Genomic DNA, 17,581 nt, shown 5'->3' with positions numbered 1-17,581 from the left:
GGTCTTCTGACGCCGAGGTGGGGGACTGTGACCGCGACATGGGGGCCCGCGCACGACGCCGCGGGGCGGCTCAGTCGGGGAACGCGGCTCCCAGCGTGCTGAGCACCGCGAAGGCCTTCGTCCGGATCTCCTCGTACTCGTCGTCCGGGTCCGAGTCGGTCACGACGGCGCCGCCGACGCCGAGCGTGAGCCGCGCGCCGCCGTCGTCCGCCTGCTCGACGACGAGCGTGCGGATCACGACCGACGTGTCCGCGGCCCCGGTCCGGGAGAAGTAGCCGATCGCGCCCGAGTAGACCCCGCGGGGGCCGCGCTCGAGGCGGTCGAGGATGTCCATGGTGCTGACCTTGGGGGCGCCCGTCATCGACCCCGGCGGGAACGCCGCGGCGAGGGCCTCGGCGCGGGAGGCCCCCGGGCGGAGCTGGGCGTCGATGGTGCTCACGAGCTGGTGCACGGTCGTGTAGCTCTCGACGGCGAACAGCCGGGACACGGCGACCGAGCCCGGCACGGCGAAATGGCTCAGGTCGTTGCGCAGCAGGTCCACGATCATGAGGTTCTCGGCGCGGTCCTTGGGGTTCGCCGCGAGCTCGGCGCGGACCTGCTCGTCGCGCAGGCGCCCGGCCTCCGTGGCGAGCTCGGCGGCGGGCGAGCGGCGGCGGGTGCCCTTGATCGGCTCGGCCCGCAGCGCGCCGTCGGCCGAGATGGAGACGAACCGCTCGGGGGACGTGCTCGCGACGGCGAGCGGCCCGAACCTGGCGAAGGCCGCGAACGGCGCCGGGCTGCGCCGGCGCAGCGCGCGGTAGACGGACCACGCGTCGGCCGCGGGGGAGCCGGCGGGGACCCGGGCCTCGAGGGTCGTCGTGAGGCAGACCTCGTACGTGTTGCCCTCGGCGATCTCGGCCTGGGCGGCGCGGACGGCGCCGAGGTAGTCCGCGGCCGGATGGCGGGCGGTGAAGGCGGGGTCCGCGGGGACGCGGGCCCCGGCCTCGGGGCGGGCCTCGAGCCGGGCACGCTCGGGCGCGGTGCTCTGGGCGGCGGCGCCTTCGACTGCGGCGCTCTCGTCCACGGCCCTGGCGGCGGCGTCGAGCCACTCGGCGGCGTCGGGGGACTCGAGGGCGAGGAGCCACACCTCCCCGCCCTCGTGGTCGAGCACGACGCCGCGTCCGGCCCCGACGAGCTGGGCGTCGGGCACGCCGGCGGGGACGTCGCTGCCCCCGCACTCGCGCTTGAGCTCGTACCCGAGGTAGCCGATCCAGCCGAGCGCGAACCCGCACGCGAGCCCCTCGGGGCCGGGCTGCGGGCGGCCCCAGTCGGCTCCGAGCCAGCGGAAGAACGGCTCGGCGAAGCGCGCCGAGACGCCGCCCCCGCTCACCTCGGTCGTCCCGCCCCGGTGCACGACGGCGCGGCCCAGGTCCCCGCCGTCGTCCGCCATGATGCTGAACCGGCTACGGGGGCCGGCCGCCGGGGTGCCCGCGTCCGAGGAGTCGAGCCAGACGGCCCGCGCCGAGCCGCCGTACAGGGCCTCGAACAGACGGGGCGCGTCGGGCCGTGCGGCCACCCGCCGCGCCATGAGCGGGACGGCGTCGCGCAGGGCCCGCTCGGGGGCGAGCGCCTCGCGCAGCGCCGGCAGGCTCGCGAGCGCGTCCACGGTGCGGCGCGTGCGGGACTCAGCCTCGCCGTCGACGACGGTCACGTCCGCGGCCGAGGGCACGTGGTCGTCCGCGAGCCACGCCTCCTCCTGCGCCGCCCACCGGTCCCAGTGCGGCGCGTAGGTGTCGCCGTCGCGCGCGAGCGCGCGTTCCTTGCGCTCGGCCTCGGTCGCCTCGACCCAGACGACGGCGTCGAGGAGGCCGCGGGCCGCCCGGGCCCCGGCGCCGACACCCTCGACGATCACGATGTCAGCGGGCTCGGTCACGCGCTCGTCGCCCTCGCGGCCAGCCGCCCAGTCCCAGGCGCGCCAGCGAGCGGGCTCGCCGCGCCGCAGGGGGGCCAGGACGCGGTCCGCGGAGGCCTGGATGCCGGCGGCGAGGCCGTCCCACCCGGGGTAGAGGTCCTCGAGGTGGAACAGCGTGACGCTTCGGTGCTCTCGCAGCGCCGTCGCGAGCTCGACGGCCAGGGTCGTCTTCCCTGCCCCAGAGCGTCCGTCGACGGCGACGATCACCGGTGGGCGCGCGGCAGCGCGGGGTGCGGCGGGCATGCGGCTTCGGCTCAGGCGCCCGTGAGCAGCCGGGTGCGCGCGTCGAGCTCGCGGCGGACGTGCTCGACGATGCCGGGGAGCGCCGCCGCGATGAGCTGCCACGTGATCTCGAAGTCCGACTGGTCGCCGAACCACGGATCCTCGATGCCCTTCTCGAGCGGGTCGAGATGCTCGACGGCGGGGTCGAACTCGCGCAGCATCCTCACCTTGTCCTCGGTCCCCGCGGGCGCGTGCTCGCGCAGGTGGCCGTAATGGTCGACGTCGAGCGCGAGGATGAGGTCCCGGCTCGTGTACCAGTCGGGGTCGAACTGGCGCGCCGTGTGGCGCGTGTTGGTGCCATGCAGGCCGTGCGCGTCGAGCACCCGCGCAGCGCGCGGGTCGATCGGCCGTCCGACCTCGTAGTTGGTGGTGCCCGCGGAGTCGACCTCGGCCCTGCCCTCGAGCCCAGCCGCGCGCAGCGCCTCGACGAGCATGAACTCGGCCATGGGCGAACGGCAGATGTTCCCGGTGCAGACCGTGATGATCCGGTAGGGGCTCGCCGTCGAGTTCATGGGCTCAAGCATAGGGGCGCTGCTGCCTCTGGCCAGCATCGGGCTGGACCAGATGACTCCCGTTCCCGCTCAGACGAGCGCGAGGAGGATCCCGACGCCGACGAACAGGGCCCCGAAGACGCGGTTGACCACGCGCTGCCCCCGCTCGCTGCGGGTGAAGCGCTGGAAGCCCTTGGCCGCGAGGGCGAAGAAGAACCACATGACGAGGACGTCCACGGCCACGATCGTCGCCCCGATGACCGCGTACTGGCTCCACAGCGGCTGGTCGGCGCGCACGAAGCCGGGGATGAAGGCGAGGAAGAACACGACGGCCTTGGGATTCAGGAGGTTCACCCACAGGCCCCGCCGGAACATGGACCAGGCCGGCTCGTTCGCGACCGCCGTGACCGCCTCGGCCGAGGGGTCGGGCCGGCGCAGGACCTGCCGGATGCCCAGGTACACGAGGTACGCCGCGCCGAGGTACCGGATCACGTTGAAGGCGACAGGGGAGCTCGCCACGAGGACGCCCAGGCCGGCCGCCACGATCGCGAGGTGGACGATCAGTGCCGCCTGCTGCCCGAGCACCCCGTAGACGGCACGGCGGAAACCCGAGGTGAGCGCGTTGCTCATGGTGTTGATGGCGCCCGCGCCGGGGGTGAAGCTGATGAGCATGCTGGCGCCCAGAAGGGTCGCCCAGAGGGAGAACGGCACCATCCAAGGGTAGGTGCCCCGCCGTCACCACAGGACCTCGAGCCCCTCGAGCCCAGAGAACGCCCTCGGGCCTACGCCCGGCCGATCACCTCGCCGTTCGGGATGAGGAACCACCCGTCCGGGCTCGAGCCCCAGCGGTGCCAGCCGGCGGCAATGCGGGCGAGGTCCGCCTCCTCGGCGATGCCGTAGTCGATCGCCTGCTCCGCGAAGGCGGAGTGCAGCACGCGCTCGCTCCAGACCCGCGCCTGCCAGGAACGCTGCTGTGGCGTCGCGTAGAGCCAGTTGCTGCTCGTCGGGGAGACGTCGGTGAATCCCGCCTCCTGCATCCACGAGACGAGCCGCCTCCCGGCGTCCGGCTCGGCGCCGTTCTTCCGCGCGATGCGCTGGTAGACGTCCATCCACTCGTCCAGCTCGGGGATGTCGGGGTACCAGCTCATGCCGTGGAAGTCGGCGTCCCGCACTGCGACGATGCCGCCCGGCCGGGCGACGCGCCGCATCTCCCGCAGCGCCGCGACGGGGTCGGTGAGGTGCTGGAGCACCTGGTGGGCATGCACGACGTCGAAGCTCTCGTCCTCGATCTCGAGGTCGTAGACATTGCCGACGGCGAAGCTCGCGTTCGTGACGCCGCGCTCCTCGGCGAGCGCGCGGGCCTGGGCGACGATGTCCTCCGAGCGGTCGAGGCCCAGGACCTCCCCGGGGGAGACGAGCTTCGCGAAGTCGCACGTGATGCTCCCGGGGCCGCAGCCGACGTCGAGCACGCGGAGCCCGGGGGAGAGGTGGGGGAGGAGGAAAGCGGCCGAATTCTGTGCCGTCCGGGACGCGTGGGCCCTCACAACGCTCTCGTGATGACCGTGCGTGTAGACGTCGTTTGGAGTGCTCTGACTGCTCTCGGCGCCGTTCATGGCATCACGTTACAGGAGCGTGTGAGGTTCGCTACGAACAGGGCCGTTCTGTCAAATTGGCGCCCCCGGCCCACGTAGGCTGGGGGGCGAATCCTATACGACCCCCGTGGGCAACGGTGCCCTCGTGACCGAGAGGAGCGCCGATGTCCCTGATCGACAACCCGAGCCACCGTGCCCGCACTGCCCGCCGCGGCCGCATGCACCTCGGCGAGGACATCCTCCTGGCCCGCCACGGCAGCCGCATCCAGAGCCTGCGCCTCGACCGCCGCGCCGACCGCATGGTCGCGACGCTGACGGACGGCACGATCGACTGCGCCTCCAACCGCCTCCTGCCGAGCGGCCCCACCCCGGTCGAGGTCCTGCGCGCCACGGTCGAGGCCGTGCGCACGGACACTGCCTCCGTCAGCCGCGCGGAGCTCAGGACGCTCGCGCGCTTCAGCGCCGTCTGGGTCGCGATCAGCGTCGTCCTGACGGGCATCATCGTGGGCCTCTCCTCGGTGTCTGGCAGCCCGGAGCTGCTCCAGGCCAACCTCATGTACCCGGCCTACTGACGCCCCCCTCGATCAAGCGCAGCCCGGCCCCCGCAGGAAGTCCCGCGGGGGCCGGGCTGTGTCTGCGTAGGCGTCAGGACGCCGCGGCCGTATCGTAGGCGGCCTTGATGGCCGAGCCCCAGTACGGTCCGTACATGACCTTGACGCGGCTGTAGCCGTAGGAGTTGACCGAGTTCTGCACGCCGCTCGAGCCGCTGCCGATGAACCATGGGCCCCCAGAGGAGCCGCCGTTCATGTCGCAGGGGATGCCCTGGGTGCCGAACGAGGGGTTGTACGGGTCGCCGCTCGCCGTGCCGGAGCAGGAGATGAGCGACTGGCCGTTGAAGGGCTTGGCGGCCGGATAGCCATACGCCTTGTAGGACAGCCCGCGGCTCTGGCCGAAGGCGACGCCCGAGCCGCCCACGGTGTCGGTGAGCTTCGCCGTCGAGCCGGGGAGGGCGACGACGGCGAATCCCGTGTCGTAGGAGATGTTGCCCCTGTCCTTCCACTCGCTCGTCGTGTGCAGGCTCGTCGCAGCCCACTTGCCGTAGGGCGCGGAGCCGTTGAGGTACTTCGGGACGAAGACGAAGTTGGTGACATACGCGCCGGGGCCCTCGTTGAGGCAATGGCCGGCGGTTGAGACGGTGCTGCGGTTGGCCGAGGCGACAGCGTTGCCCGAGCACACGTAGTTCTGTCCGCCGAGCGTGAAGAACACCTTGCCAATGTGGGAGACCGGGCTCTCGTTCTTGTGCAGGGTTGTCGTCTTGCCCGCCAGCGTGGTCGGCGAGCCCTTCGCGACGGACGACTCCGGCGACTTCACGCCCCGCTCGAGGGCCCTCTGGGCCAGCACGCCCCCGGGGATCGCCGAGCGCATGCGCTCCGCCGTCCAGTACTCGGCGGCGGCCGCGGGGTTCTCGACCCTGTGGCTCGCAGCCTGGGGACTGGCGTTGCCGCGTGCCTCGCCGCCGGGCGCGGCGCTCGCGGCGCTGGCGCCAAGGGCCATGAGGACGGCGGAGGCGAGGGAGACAAGGCTCATGGTGAGCTTGGTGGCCATCGGGTCCCTTTCATGGTCGCTGGGGCCCGGGAAGGCGACCGTCCCCCAGAGGCGCGTCGCGACTCTTGGGGGACATGGTAGGGTGCGCCCGGCCCGCGTGGGGAGGCCCCGTTCACATTCGGCCACCACTCGTTTTCAAAACGGCCGCGTCAGGGCACGGCCGATGTCCGTCGCTACGCTGTGACGGTGACCTCAGCCCCTCCCGCGTCCGCGTGGAACCCTCGGCTCGCCCTGCTCGTCGCGGCCACGTACTTCATGGAGTTCCTCGACGGCACGGCCCTGGCCACGGCCCTGCCGGCGATCGGCGCCGACTTCTCGGTGGCCGCCGCCGACGCGAACGTGGCCATCACCGCCTACCTCGTGACCGTGGCGATGGGCATCCCCTTCGGCTCGTGGCTGGCCGAGCGCTTCGGCCCGCGGGGCGTCTTCACCGGCGCGATCGGCCTCTTCACGCTCGCCTCGCTCCTGTGCGCGCTGAGCCCGAGCCTCGGCGCCCTGACCGCGTTCCGGGCGCTCCAGGGCTTCGCGGGGGCGATGATGGTCCCCGTCGGGAGCCTCGTCGTCCTGCGCGGGACCCCCAAGGACGAGCTGCTCAAGGCCACCGCGTTCCTCGTCTGGCCGGGCCTGCTCGCCCCCGTCGTCGCGCCGCTCGTGGGCGGGGCCCTGACCCAGTACCTCTCCTGGCACTGGATCTTCCTCGTCAACCTCCCGCTCGGCGCCGCGGCGCTCGTGGCCGCGCTCCGGCTCGTCCCGGCCGGCGGTGCCGACCCGGGCCGCCGGCTCGACTGGCTCGGTCTCGGGCTCACGACGGCGGGCGTCGCCGCCGTCGTCGTCGGCCTCGAGCTGCTCGGGCACGGCGGCGAGGCGGGCACCGGGGCGGCGGCGCTCGCCGTCGGCCTCCTCGCGCTCGTGGCGGCGGTCGCCTGGATGCGCCGCGCGCCGGCTCGGCTGTTCGACTTCAGCGTGCTGCGCGTGCGCACCTTCCGGGCCACCCAGACCGGCGGCTTCGTCTACCGGCTCACCATCTCCGCCGTGCCGTTCATGCTCCCGCTCATGCTCCAGGACGGCTTCGGGTGGGACCCGGTCCGCGCGGGCCTCATGGTCGCGGCCGTGTTCATCGGCAACATCGGCATCAAGCCCGCCACGACGCCGCTCATCCGCCGGTTCGGCTTCAGGCCCGTCCTCGTGGGCGCAGCGGCCGCCTCGGCCGGGACCTTCGCCCTGTGTGCGCTCGCGACGCCGGACTGGCCGGACCCCCTGCTCTTCGCCGTCCTCGTGGCCTCGGGCATGTTCCGCTCGATCGGCTTCTCGGCGTACATGACGGTCCAGTACGCCGACGTCGATTCGCCCCAGCTGCCCAGCGCGAACGCGATCTCGAACACCCTCGTGCAGCTCGCGCACGCGCTCGGGGTCGCCGTCGGCGCCCTGCTCATCCGCGCTGCGGCGCAGGCGTTCGACGGCGCTGACCCCGCCGCAGCCTACCGGGTCGCCTTCGCGGCCATCGCGGTGCTCATGCTCGTCTCGGTCGCGGACAGCCTGCTCCTGCCCCGGCACGCGGGGACGGTGGTCAGCGGGCGGCGGTGAGCCCGCCGGCCCGCCCGGGGGTCGGGACCGCGTTCAGGCCGTGACCACGTGCCGCTGCCGCCCGAGCCCCTCGACCTCGACCTCGACGGTGTCGCCGGGGGAGAGGTAGGGGAAGCGGCCGGACAGGGCGACGCCGGCGGGGGTGCCGGTGAGGATCACGTCCCCTGCCTCGAGCAGCATGTACTGGCTGCAGTGGTGCACGAGCTCCGCGGGCGTGAAGATGAGGTCCGAGGTGCTCGAGTCCTGGCGGGGCTCGCCGTTGACCCAGCTGCGCACGCGCAGTGACCCGGCGTCGACCTCGTCCGCCGGGACGAGCCACGGCCCGAGCGGCGTCGACCCCGGGGCGGACTTGCCCTTGGTCCACTGCCCGGCGGCGCCGGGGAGCTGCCACCCGCGCTCGGAGAGGTCGTTCGCCGCCGTGTAGCCGGCGATGTGGGTGGCGGCCGCCTCCGGGGAGGCCGTCCGGTGGGCGTCGCGCCCTATCACGATCGCGAGCTCGGCCTCCCAGTCGTACTTGACGGCCGACGGCGGGTAGGGCGCCGCGTCCTCGGGGCCCGCCACCGTGCTGCTCGGCTTGAGGAAGACGACGGGGACGGCCGGCGGCTCCGCCCCGGACTCGGCCGCGTGCGAGGCGTAGTTGAGCCCGATCCCGACGACCGCGCGCGGTCGGGCGACCGGCGCGCCCACGCGCAGGCCCGCCGGGTCGAGCTCGGCGAGCCGCCCGGCGGCGAGGGCCGCGCGGACCCGGGCCACGCCGTCGTCCGCGAGGAAGGCGCCGTCGAGGTCCTGGGTGAGCGTGCGCAGGCTGAAGGCGTGCTCGACGCCGTCCGGCCCGGTCGCGAGCACCACTGGCTGCTCGTCGCCGGGCTCACCGAGTCTGAGGAACTTCATCGGGCCTCCAGAATCCATGATGCGAAATAAAAATATCGACAAGCGAAAGCATACCGGCTCTGGGATGCCTGCGGCGCAGGAAGAACTTGAGTCAACCCCGCTCAACTTCATTTGACATGGCACATGCCCCGCGTAGACTTGAGTGCAGACCGCTCAACTTGAACGGTTGGGCGAGCCCAGTCCGATCACCAGCAGGAGGAACCATGTCCCGTGCAGTAGGCATCGACCTCGGAACCACCAACTCCGTCGTCTCCGTCCTCGAGGGCGGCGAGCCCACGGTCATCGCCAACGCCGAGGGCGGCCGCACCACGCCGTCGGTCGTCGCATTCTCCAAGACGGGCGAGGTCCTGGTCGGCGAGATCGCGAAGCGCCAGGCGGTCAACAACATCGAGCGGACCGTCGCCTCGGTCAAGCGCCACATGGGCACCGACTGGTCCATCGGCATCGACGAGAAGAAGTACACGCCGCAGGAGATCTCCGCGCGCATCCTCATGAAGCTCAAGAACGACGCCGAGTCGTACCTGGGCGAGAAGGTCACCGACGCGGTCATCACCGTCCCGGCCTACTTCAACGACGCCGAGCGCCAGGCCACGAAGGAGGCCGGCGAGATCGCGGGCCTGAACGTCCTGCGCATCATCAACGAGCCCACGGCGGCCGCCCTCGCGTACGGCCTCGACAAGGGCAAGGAGGACGAGCTCATCCTCGTCTTCGACCTCGGCGGCGGCACGTTCGACGTCTCGCTCCTCGAGGTGGGCAAGGACGAGGACGACTTCTCCACGATCCAGGTGCGCGCGACCGCCGGCGACAACCGCCTCGGCGGCGACGACTGGGACCAGCGCGTCGTCGACTACCTCATCGACAGGCTCAAGGTGAAGGGCATCGACCTCTCGAAGGACCGCATCGCCCTCCAGCGCCTCCGCGAGGCGGCCGAGCAGGCGAAGAAGGAGCTCTCGTCCTCGACGAGCACCAACATCTCCCTCCAGTACCTCTCCGTCACCCCCGACGGCCCCGTGCACCTCGACGAGCAGCTCACCCGCGCCAAGTTCCAGGAGCTGACGAAGGACCTGCTCGAGCGCACCAAGAAGCCGTTCCACGACGTGATCCAGGAAGCCGGCATCAAGCTCTCCGACATCAACCACGTCGTGCTCGTCGGCGGCTCGACCCGCATGCCCGCCGTCTCGGACCTCGTCAAGGAGCTCACGGGCGGCAAGGAGCCGAACAAGGGCGTGAACCCGGACGAGGTCGTCGCCGTCGGCGCCGCGCTCCAGGCCGGCGTCCTCAAGGGCGAGCGCAAGGACGTCCTCCTCATCGACGTCACCCCGCTCTCCCTCGGCATCGAGACCAAGGGCGGCGTCATGACGAAGCTCATCGAGCGCAACACGGCCATCCCGACGAAGCGCTCGGAGACCTTCACGACCGCCGACGACAACCAGCCGTCCGTGTCCATCCAGGTCTTCCAGGGCGAGCGCGAGTTCACCCGGGACAACAAGCCGCTGGGCACCTTCGAGCTCACGGGCATCGCCCCGGCCCCGCGCGGGGTGCCGCAGATCGAGGTCACCTTCGACATCGACGCGAACGGCATCGTCCACGTCTCGGCGAAGGACAAGGGCACCGGCAAGGAGCAGTCGATGACCATCTCGGGCGGCACGGCGCTGTCCAAGGAGGACATCGAGCGCATGGTCGCCGACGCCGAGGCGCACGCCGCCGAGGACAAGGCCCGCCGCGAGGCCGCCGACACCCGCAACGCCGCCGAGCAGCTCGCGTACTCCGTGGACAAGCTCATCGCGGACAACGCGGACAAGCTCCCGGAGGAGGTCAAGACGGAGGTCAAGGCCGACGTCGACGCCCTCAAGAAGGCGCTCGAGGGCACGGATGACGACGCCGTGAAGGCCGCGTTCGAGAAGCTCCAGCAGTCCCAGACCAAGCTCGGCGAGGCCATCTACGCCCAGGCCCAGGCCCCGACGGATGGCGCTCAGGCCGGCACGGCCGACGCCGGATCCAAGGCGGGCGGCGATGAGGACATCGTCGACGCCGAGATCGTGGACGAGGACGAGAAGAGGTAGCGATGGCTCCCCACCACGGAAACGAGCACGAGCACGAGCGCGAGCGAGAAACAACCGCAGGGGAGCGCCAGGAGCCGGTCATCCGGGACAACCGCAAGGTCGACCCGGTGACAGGCCAGGCCCGGCACCCCGAGCAGGACGGCTCCGCGAAGCCGGCCGAGGCGCACGAGGAGATCCAGCCCGTCGACGAGGCGCACGACGCGGGCGACGCACTGGCCCAGGCCGAGCAGATCCTGAGCGAGGCAGCGGCGGGCGCCGAGGCCGAGGCCCAGGACGCCGTGGCCGCCGAACTGCGCGAGGACCTGCTCCGGCTCCAGGCCGAGTACGTCAACTACCGCAAGCGCGTCGAGCGCGACCGCGCGGTGGCGGGCGAGGTCGCCGTCATGGGCGTGCTGAGCTCGCTCCTGCCGGTCCTCGACGACATCGACGCGGCCCGGCAGGCGGGAGACCTGGCCGAGGGGCCCTTCGCCTCGATCGCCGGCAAGCTCGAGTCGGTCCTGAGCGGGCACGGGCTCGAGCGGATCGACGCGGCGGGGGTGGAGTTCGACCCGAACATCCACGAGGCCCTCATCCAGCAGCCGGGCGAGGGCATCGAGGTCGACACGGTCCAGCAGGTGCTCCGCAGCGGCTACCGGACCTCGGGACGCGTCCTGCGCGCGGCCCAGGTCATCGTGGCGACGCCCCAGGGCTGACCCGCAGTCGCTTCGGGTACGCATCTCGGCGGGGATCCCCGGCGGGATGCGTACCCGAAACCGTAGGACACTTGAAGCAGGATTCGAGCTAAGGAGCGTTCGTGGCAAGTCAGGACTGGGTGGAGAAGGACTTCTACGCCATTCTCGGCGTGTCCAAGGACGCCTCCGCCGAGGACATCAAGAAGGCCTACCGCAAGCTCGCCCGCAAGTACCACCCCGACACCAACGCCGGTGACCCCGAGGCCGAGAAGAGGTTCAAGGACATCACCGAGGCGCACCACGTGCTCTCGGACCCCGAGGAGCGCCAGCAGTACGACGCGATCCGGGCCATGGGCGGCGCCCGCTTCGCCCCCGGCGGGGCCGGCGCCGGCGCCGCGGGGTTCGAGGACCTCTTCGGCGGCCTCTTCACGGGCGGGGCCGGCCGCCACTCGCGCGGCTTCAACACCGGCAACCTCCCGCCCGAGTTCGCGGACCTGTTCGGCGGCGGGTTCGGCGGCGGCTTCGGCCAGGGCGGCTTCCAGGCCCCGCCGCAGCGCGGCGCTGACCGGGAGGCGACGACGACGATCTCCTTCGCCGGCTCGATCCGCGGCACGACGATCGGGCTGCGCGAGCAGAACGGCGAGGTCATCGAGGTCCGCATCCCGCCCGGCATCCGCGACGGCCAGAGGCTGCGCGTGCGCGGCAAGGGCGGTCCCGGCTCGGCCGGCAGCGGAGACCTCATGGTCACCGTCAAGGTCAAGCCCCACGACTTCTTCGAGCGCGAGGGAGACAACCTCCGCATCCACGTCCCGGTGACCTTCGACGAGGCCGTCCTGGGCGCCCAGATCGAGGTGCCCACCGTGGACGGCACCACCGTCAAGATGAAGGTCCCGCCGGGGAGCAACTCGGGCCGCACGCTCCGGCTCAAGGGCCGCGGGGTCAAGACCGCCAAGGGCGCCGGCGACCTCCTCGTGACCATCGACGTCGTCGTGCCCCAGAACCTTCCCCGCGAGGCCGAGGACGCCGTGCGCGCCTTCGCCGAGGCCGTGGCCAAGAACGGCCAGTCCGACCCGCGCGCGCACCTTGCGGAGAAGGCGAGGCTCTAGGCCATGGCCATCGATCCGCTCGCACCGATCTTCGTGATCTCCGTGGCGGCGGAGCTGGCCGAGATGCACCCGCAGACCCTGCGCCAGTACGACCGCCTCGGGCTTGTCTCGCCCTCGCGGCAGCCAGGCAAGCAGCGCCGCTACTCGCAGCGCGACGTCGAGATGCTCCGCGAGGTCCAGCGCCTGTCCAAGGACGGCGTCTCGCTCGAGGGCATCCGGCGGATCCTCGAGCTCGAGGACCAGGTCGCGGCCCTGCAGGCCCGCGTCCGCGAGCTGCAGGCCGACCTCGTCGAGGCCCAGCGGGTCAGCGGCGACCCGCGCCGCGTCTTCGCGGCGGGCATCGCGGGCGACGTCGTGTCCCTCGCCCGCGGGCAGCGCCCGCAGCCGCGCTCCCAGGCCCTCGTGGTCTGGCGGCCGCAGCGCTGATGCCCGGGGGCCGACCTGCGGGGCGGGCCTTCGCCGCCCAAGGTTCGCCCAACGTTCATCCGGCGATCCCCTCTGGCTGTGGTTCCGGCGCCGCGCGCCGTCGTACGTTCGATGCGTGAGTGACCCCCAGAGCGAGGAGCCCCGCATGAGCACGAGCCTGCACCCCGTCGTCCTCCCCTCCGAGGCCCTGGCGGCCGGCAGCGAGGCCATCGTCGACGCCAACGTCGATGTCGTCAACGCCATGTACGAGGAGCTGCTCGACGAGCGCGAGATCGCCGCGGACGCGCTGCGCAGCTACTACGTGGACTTCTACCTGACCCAGTCGCTCGACGGCGGGTTCGCCCAGTACGTCGCGCACTCCGGTGACCACCACGGCATCGACGGGTACGTCCGCGACGGGCTGCGGGCCATGGGCGCCGAGGGGCACCTCGCGCTGTTCGAGGAGCTCGTCGCGGCGTTCGAGGCGCTCAGCGAGGAGGACGCCGAGGCGTACCTCGACGGGGATGACCACGTCGACTCGCTCGCCGCGCTCGAGGCGCTCGACGACCGGTTCGAGCCGCTCCTGGCCGAGGAGGACCTCGTGGCGCTCAACGGCGCGTGGCTGCGCGGGGCCGAGGGCCTGCTCGCGCTCGACGAGGACGGGATCGAGGACGAGATCGCCCGGCGGGTCGGGCTCATCGAGGACCTCGAGGAGCGCCGCGCCGCGGCCGAGGAGGACTCCCTCGTGGACGTGCCGGACTTCGAGCTCGTGATCCGCGAGCTGTGCGACGTGGCCGGCCACGAGCTTCAGGCCATCACGATGGGAGACCCGAACTACCTCCACCACGGGGTCAAGACGCTCGCGTGGCGGTTCACGACCGAGCAGGGCGAGTACCTCATGGTCGAGGAGGACGACGAGGCGTACATGATCGACCCCGCGACGCAGGAGATCCTCGCCGCTGTCGAGTTCGAGGAGCTCGACGAGGACGAGCTCGACGTGTACGAGGACGACCCGCGCAGCGGGCCGAGCAGCGAGGCGTCCGAGCGCGAGGCCGAGGGCCAGCCGGCGGGCTGACCTCGGCGATTCAGGCGTCCGAGCGCCCTACGACGCGAACTGCGGGCAGGCCTCGTTCGAGCAGCCCCGGTCCCGCGGCGTCCAGCGCTCGCCGTCCTGGTGCCACACGATGTGGCGGTGCTGTCCGCACAGCTCGCACGACGGCGCGACGTAGCTGTGCTTCTCGTCTTCCGAGTACGTGCGGAAGTCTGACATGGTCCCTCCCTCACCGTTGGGGCACCCAGCCTACTCCCGGGTCACAGCCGAGGCCAGAGCCGGCAGGCAGCCCCAGCGGGATCAGGAGTTCTGCGCGAGGGCGGCCTCGAGGACGTCGAAGAGGGCATCGTCGACGTCCTCGAGGGCCCGCAGCCGCACCCGCGACGTGAAGGGGTCGTCTGGCCGCGCCCGGACCGGCTCGAGCCGCTCGTGCGCGGGCCCGTCCCAGCGCAGCGTCACGTCGACCGCGGACTTCGTCGCGGCCGTGACCTGGGCGAACTTGCGCCGGGGCGAGAGCAGCGAGACGTACGTCTTGCGCATCTGGACGGCGACGCCGTCGTGCGCCTGAGCCCACGCGAGGACCGCCTCGGCGAGGGGCCGCAGGTGCTCGCGGTCCGCGTACTGGCCGGCGAAGAGCTCGTCGGCGTCCCGGAGCATGAACTCGGGGTAGCCGAACACCTCCCACGAGACGGCGTACCGGGCGTACCCCGTGACGCCGTGCTCGTCGCGCATCCACGCGGCGAGCTCGGCGTCGGTGGCGAGCCCGCGGGCGCGGGCCTCCTCGGCCCACGCATGCACGTCCCGCCCGGTCTTGCGCACCAGGAGGCCCTGGCAGAACTCGATCATGTCCTTCCACGTGCGTGCAGCCTCGGCCATGGGCCGATGCTACGCGAGCCTACTTGAGCGGATCGGTGATCATCTTCCCGTCCGGCGCGGCGACGTACCAGACCCCGGCGACACCCTGCCCCGTCGTGTCCCCGGCCGCAGAGTCCTTCGCGTAGTAGTACAGCGGCAGGCCGTTGAGCGTGACCCAGTGCTTGCCGTCCGGAGCCGTGATGGTCCCGACGGTACCCGTGACGCCCTCGACCTTGGGCTGCGCCGAGTCCGTGGTCACGGGCGGCCACAGCGTGATGCAGCCGCCCACGCATGCGGACTTCCCCGAGTTCGGCTCGTCCTTGGTGTAGAAGTACACCGTCTTGCCCTCGCCGTCGACGACGATCGTGTGCGTCCCCGCTGTCGCGGTCTTGAGGGCTGCCTCGGACGCGGGCGCGGCCGTGGGCGAGGTCGTCGGGGCCGCGCCGCCGCCGTACGGGTCAGGCAGGGGGCCAGTCGTCGCGGTGGTCGTCTGCCCGCCTGTGGTGGGCGACGCCGTCGTCCCCGGCCCGCCCGCGCAGCCGGCGAGCCCGAGCGCGGCCGCCGCGCAGAGCGCCGCGAGCCTCACCCGGACGCCCCTCGACGCCGTGAATGCTGCTGCCATGATCGGCTCCTTCCTGGACGTGGCGGTCCGGCGGGCCGCCGCTGCCCCCTCACACGCCGCCGGGCGCAGAATGGTTCACATCCGGGTGAACCGATCGGGCCCGGCGGGCGTGTCCATCCGTGCAAGGAGGCCACGATGCCCATGGACGAGGACGCCGTCGCGGCGCTGTACCGCGACCACGGCGCCGCCCTTCGGCGGTTCGCATGCGGCGCCGTCGGGAGCGAGCAGGCCGAGGACATCGTCCAGGAGGCGATCATCAGGGTCTGGCGGCAGGGCCCGCCCGACGCCTCGAGCCTGCGCGCCTACCTCTACCGCACCGTCCGGAACCTCATCGTGGACCAGCACCGGCGCGCCGCGCGCCGGCCGCGCGCCGTCGCCCAGCTCGGCGAGGACGGCCTCGACGCGGCCGTGGACGGCGAGCCCGTGGAGGAGCTCGTGGACCGCGTGGTCATGGAGGAGGCGCTCGCCCGGCTCACGCCGGAGCACCGGCAGGCGCTCATCGCCATGCACTACCGCCGGCTGAGCATTGCCGAGGCCGCGCTCGAGCTCGGCGTCCCGCCGGGGACCGTCAAGTCCCGCTGCTTCTACGCGCTGCGCTCGCTCCGCGCAGCGCTCGACGAGATGGGGGTGGACCGGTGAACGGCGAGCTGCACCGCCGCGCCCGCCTCGACCTCGGTGCCTACCTCCTGGGCGTGCTCCCGCGCGCGGAGGCCCGGGCCCTCGAGGCACACCTCGCCGACTGCCCGGCGTGCCGCGCGGAGCTCGCCTCGCTCGAGTCCCTCCCTGCGCTCCTGGACGCGGTGCCCGCACCCCGCGCCGTCGCCCTCGCGCATGACGCCGCCCGCCCGCCCGAGTCGGCCACAGCGCCGGCCGCGCTGCTCGCCCGGGTGAGGCGCCGCCGTCGCGCGCGCCGCATCGCCTGGGGCGCCGGGCTCGCCGCCGCCGCGGCGGCTTTCTTCGCCGCGGGCGCCGCGCTCGGGCCGGTCCTCCGGGCCGGGGACGCGCCCGACGCCGGGCCCTCGCCGAGCGCGTCCGCTTCGCCCTCGCCGAGCTCGCCGGCCGCGACCTACACGCTCGCCTCGGCCGAGGGCGCGGACGTCGAGCTCTCGCTCGGGCGCCGCGCGTGGGGCACGCAGCTGGACCTCGTGTGCCGCCGCATGCCGGCCAACGGCGTGTTCAGCGTCTGGGTGGTCGCGGCGGACGGGAGCCAGGAGCGGGCGGCGAGCTGGTCCTCGACGGGCTACGCGCGCGCCGCCGTCCTGACCGGCGCCACGTCCATCCAGCTCGCCGACATCCGCGCCGTCCAGATCCGCGACGAGGCCGAGCGGACGGTCGCGAGCCTCACCCTGAGCTGACGGCCCCCGGCGGCCTCGCCGCCTCGGGGAAATTGCCCCTTGACGCGATGTGATCCGCACCTCTACCGTCTCTTATATATCAGTTGTATGAGCACGGACCATCCCGGAAGGACGCACCTGTGACCGCAACCCCTACCCTCCCGCGCCCGACCGCCGAGACGCCGGAAGCACGCGCGACGCCCACGGCCGTGCTGACGCTCTCGTGCCCCCAGCGCGCCGGGATCGTCCACGCCGTCTCGAGCTTCCTCGTCGAGCGCGGCTTCGACATCACCGAGCACCAGCAGTTCGACGACGCCGCGGAGGGCGCGCTGCACCTGCGGACCGCCTTCAGCTCCGAGGGCCAGATCGACGCCGACTCCCTCACGGCCGAGTTCGCGGAGACGGCCGAGCACTTCGGGATGGAGTACACGTTCCACCCGGCCGCGGCTCCGCGCGTCCTCGTCATGGTCTCCAAGGAGGACCACTGCCTCCACGACCTCATCTACCGGTGGAAGGCCGGCAACCTCGCGGCGGAGCTCGTCGCCGTCGCCTCCAACCACCCGACCCTGCGCCCCATGGCGGAGGCCGCCGGGCTTCCGTTCATCCACATCCCGGTCACGCCCGAGACCAAGCCGGAGGCCGAGGCCCAGCTCCTCGCCCTCGTCGACGAGTACCGCGCCGACCTCGTGGTCCTGGCCCGCTACATGCAGATCCTCTCGGATGACCTCTGCCGGAAGCTCGCCGGACGGGCCATCAACATCCACCACTCGTTCCTGCCCGGCTTCAAGGGTGCCAAGCCGTACCACCAGGCCCACGCCCGCGGCGTCAAGCACATCGGGGCCACGGCCCACTACGTCACCGCGGACCTCGACGAGGGCCCGATCATCGAGCAGGAGGTCATCCGGGTCGACCACCGGCTGACCCCGCAGGACCTCGCGACCCTCGGCCGCGACGCCGAGACCCTGGCCCTCGCCCGCGCCGTGCGCTGGCACGCCCAGCGGCGCGTCCTGCTCAGCGGCCACCGCACCATCATCTTCGCCTGACCCGGCGCCAGAACCACACGAACCACGAGAGGGAA

Annotated in this window: 19 protein-coding genes; 10 read left to right on the top strand and 9 right to left on the bottom strand. The window is 72.5% G+C overall.

Annotated elements, in window-relative coordinates:
* Positions 1 to 70 precede the first annotated feature (70 nt).
* From ACUYMY_RS15390 to ACUYMY_RS15375, 4 genes are all read right to left on the bottom strand, one after another.
* A complete protein-coding gene (locus tag ACUYMY_RS15390) occupies positions 71 to 2,194 on the bottom strand; it encodes a chorismate-binding protein (protein ID WP_481704400.1) in 2,124 nt (707 codons plus the stop codon).
* 11 nt (positions 2,195 to 2,205) lie between these two features.
* Entirely contained in the window at positions 2,206 to 2,745 is a 540-nt protein-coding gene (locus ACUYMY_RS15385) for a low molecular weight protein-tyrosine-phosphatase (RefSeq protein ID WP_481704399.1), read from the bottom strand.
* Between the two features lie 69 nt (positions 2,746 to 2,814).
* Positions 2,815 to 3,435 (bottom strand): LysE family transporter, encoded by a 621-nt coding sequence (locus ACUYMY_RS15380; RefSeq protein WP_481704398.1) that lies wholly within the window; start codon positions 3,433 to 3,435, stop codon positions 2,815 to 2,817.
* A 71-nt stretch (positions 3,436 to 3,506) separates the two neighbouring features.
* On the bottom strand, positions 3,507 to 4,337 hold the full coding sequence (locus ACUYMY_RS15375) for a methyltransferase domain-containing protein (protein WP_481704397.1): 831 nt from the start codon (positions 4,335 to 4,337) through the stop codon (positions 3,507 to 3,509).
* Between the two features lie 143 nt (positions 4,338 to 4,480).
* Here ACUYMY_RS15375 and ACUYMY_RS15370 point away from each other — a divergent pair, with 143 nt between their 5' ends.
* Positions 4,481 to 4,888, top strand: coding sequence for a hypothetical protein (locus ACUYMY_RS15370; protein WP_481704396.1), 408 nt, complete (start codon positions 4,481 to 4,483; stop codon positions 4,886 to 4,888).
* Between the two features lie 73 nt (positions 4,889 to 4,961).
* Here ACUYMY_RS15370 and ACUYMY_RS15365 read toward each other — a convergent pair whose 3' ends face one another.
* Complete coding sequence (locus ACUYMY_RS15365; RefSeq protein WP_481704395.1) at positions 4,962 to 5,921, bottom strand: trypsin-like serine peptidase; 960 nt, start codon at positions 5,919 to 5,921, stop codon at positions 4,962 to 4,964.
* Positions 5,922 to 6,107: 186 nt separating this feature from the next.
* Between ACUYMY_RS15365 and ACUYMY_RS15360 the strand changes: the two genes are divergently transcribed.
* Complete coding sequence (locus ACUYMY_RS15360) at positions 6,108 to 7,505, top strand: MFS transporter (protein ID WP_481704394.1); 1,398 nt, start codon at positions 6,108 to 6,110, stop codon at positions 7,503 to 7,505.
* A 33-nt stretch (positions 7,506 to 7,538) separates the two neighbouring features.
* On the opposite strand, the gene ACUYMY_RS15355 is transcribed toward ACUYMY_RS15360, so the two are convergent.
* A complete protein-coding gene (locus ACUYMY_RS15355) occupies positions 7,539 to 8,396 on the bottom strand; it encodes a fumarylacetoacetate hydrolase family protein (protein WP_481704393.1) in 858 nt (285 codons plus the stop codon).
* 203 nt (positions 8,397 to 8,599) lie between these two features.
* Between ACUYMY_RS15355 and dnaK the strand changes: the two genes are divergently transcribed.
* The 5 genes from dnaK to ACUYMY_RS15330 all read left to right on the top strand — a co-directional run bounded on the left by dnaK (position 8,600) and on the right by ACUYMY_RS15330 (position 13,716).
* Positions 8,600 to 10,459 carry a molecular chaperone DnaK gene (gene dnaK / locus ACUYMY_RS15350; protein WP_481704392.1) on the top strand — a complete coding sequence of 620 codons (1,860 nt, stop codon included), beginning with the start codon at positions 8,600 to 8,602 and terminating at the stop codon, positions 10,457 to 10,459.
* A 2-nt stretch (positions 10,460 to 10,461) separates the two neighbouring features.
* Entirely contained in the window at positions 10,462 to 11,151 is a 690-nt protein-coding gene (locus ACUYMY_RS15345; protein WP_481704391.1) for a nucleotide exchange factor GrpE, read from the top strand.
* 101 nt (positions 11,152 to 11,252) lie between these two features.
* The gene (locus ACUYMY_RS15340; RefSeq protein ID WP_481704390.1) at positions 11,253 to 12,236 is read left to right on the top strand and encodes a DnaJ C-terminal domain-containing protein; all 984 of its coding nucleotides are present in this window, start codon (positions 11,253 to 11,255) and stop codon (positions 12,234 to 12,236) included.
* Positions 12,237 to 12,239: 3 nt separating this feature from the next.
* Positions 12,240 to 12,662, top strand: a complete 423-nt coding sequence (locus ACUYMY_RS15335) for a heat shock protein transcriptional repressor HspR (protein WP_481704389.1) — start codon at positions 12,240 to 12,242, stop codon at positions 12,660 to 12,662.
* Between the two features lie 145 nt (positions 12,663 to 12,807).
* A complete protein-coding gene (locus ACUYMY_RS15330; RefSeq protein ID WP_481704388.1) occupies positions 12,808 to 13,716 on the top strand; it encodes a DMP19 family protein in 909 nt (302 codons plus the stop codon).
* Between the two features lie 27 nt (positions 13,717 to 13,743).
* On the opposite strand, the gene ACUYMY_RS15325 is transcribed toward ACUYMY_RS15330, so the two are convergent.
* From ACUYMY_RS15325 to ACUYMY_RS15315, 3 genes are all read right to left on the bottom strand, one after another.
* Entirely contained in the window at positions 13,744 to 13,911 is a 168-nt protein-coding gene (locus ACUYMY_RS15325) for a hypothetical protein (protein ID WP_481704387.1), read from the bottom strand.
* An 81-nt stretch (positions 13,912 to 13,992) separates the two neighbouring features.
* Complete coding sequence (locus tag ACUYMY_RS15320; protein WP_481704386.1) at positions 13,993 to 14,568, bottom strand: DUF5655 domain-containing protein; 576 nt, start codon at positions 14,566 to 14,568, stop codon at positions 13,993 to 13,995.
* A 19-nt stretch (positions 14,569 to 14,587) separates the two neighbouring features.
* Positions 14,588 to 15,169, bottom strand: coding sequence for a COG4315 family predicted lipoprotein (locus tag ACUYMY_RS15315; protein ID WP_481704385.1), 582 nt, complete (start codon positions 15,167 to 15,169; stop codon positions 14,588 to 14,590).
* 135 nt (positions 15,170 to 15,304) lie between these two features.
* Here ACUYMY_RS15315 and ACUYMY_RS15310 point away from each other — a divergent pair, with 135 nt between their 5' ends.
* The 3 genes from ACUYMY_RS15310 (at position 15,305) to purU (ending at position 17,546) form a co-directional block, all read left to right on the top strand.
* Positions 15,305 to 15,808 carry a sigma-70 family RNA polymerase sigma factor gene (locus tag ACUYMY_RS15310; RefSeq protein ID WP_481704384.1) on the top strand — a complete coding sequence of 168 codons (504 nt, stop codon included), beginning with the start codon at positions 15,305 to 15,307 and terminating at the stop codon, positions 15,806 to 15,808.
* Positions 15,805 to 16,524: an anti-sigma factor family protein gene (locus ACUYMY_RS15305; protein ID WP_481704383.1), complete on the top strand. Its 720-nt coding sequence runs from the start codon at positions 15,805 to 15,807 to the stop codon at positions 16,522 to 16,524. Before ACUYMY_RS15310 ends, ACUYMY_RS15305 begins: the two co-directional genes overlap by 4 nt.
* 119 nt (positions 16,525 to 16,643) lie before the next feature.
* Complete coding sequence (gene purU / locus ACUYMY_RS15300; protein ID WP_481704382.1) at positions 16,644 to 17,546, top strand: formyltetrahydrofolate deformylase; 903 nt, start codon at positions 16,644 to 16,646, stop codon at positions 17,544 to 17,546.
* Positions 17,547 to 17,581 lie beyond the last annotated feature (35 nt).

This window comes from Sinomonas sp. T428B (assembly GCF_056780155.1).
This window is presented reverse-complemented; position numbering and strand designations above follow the sequence as displayed.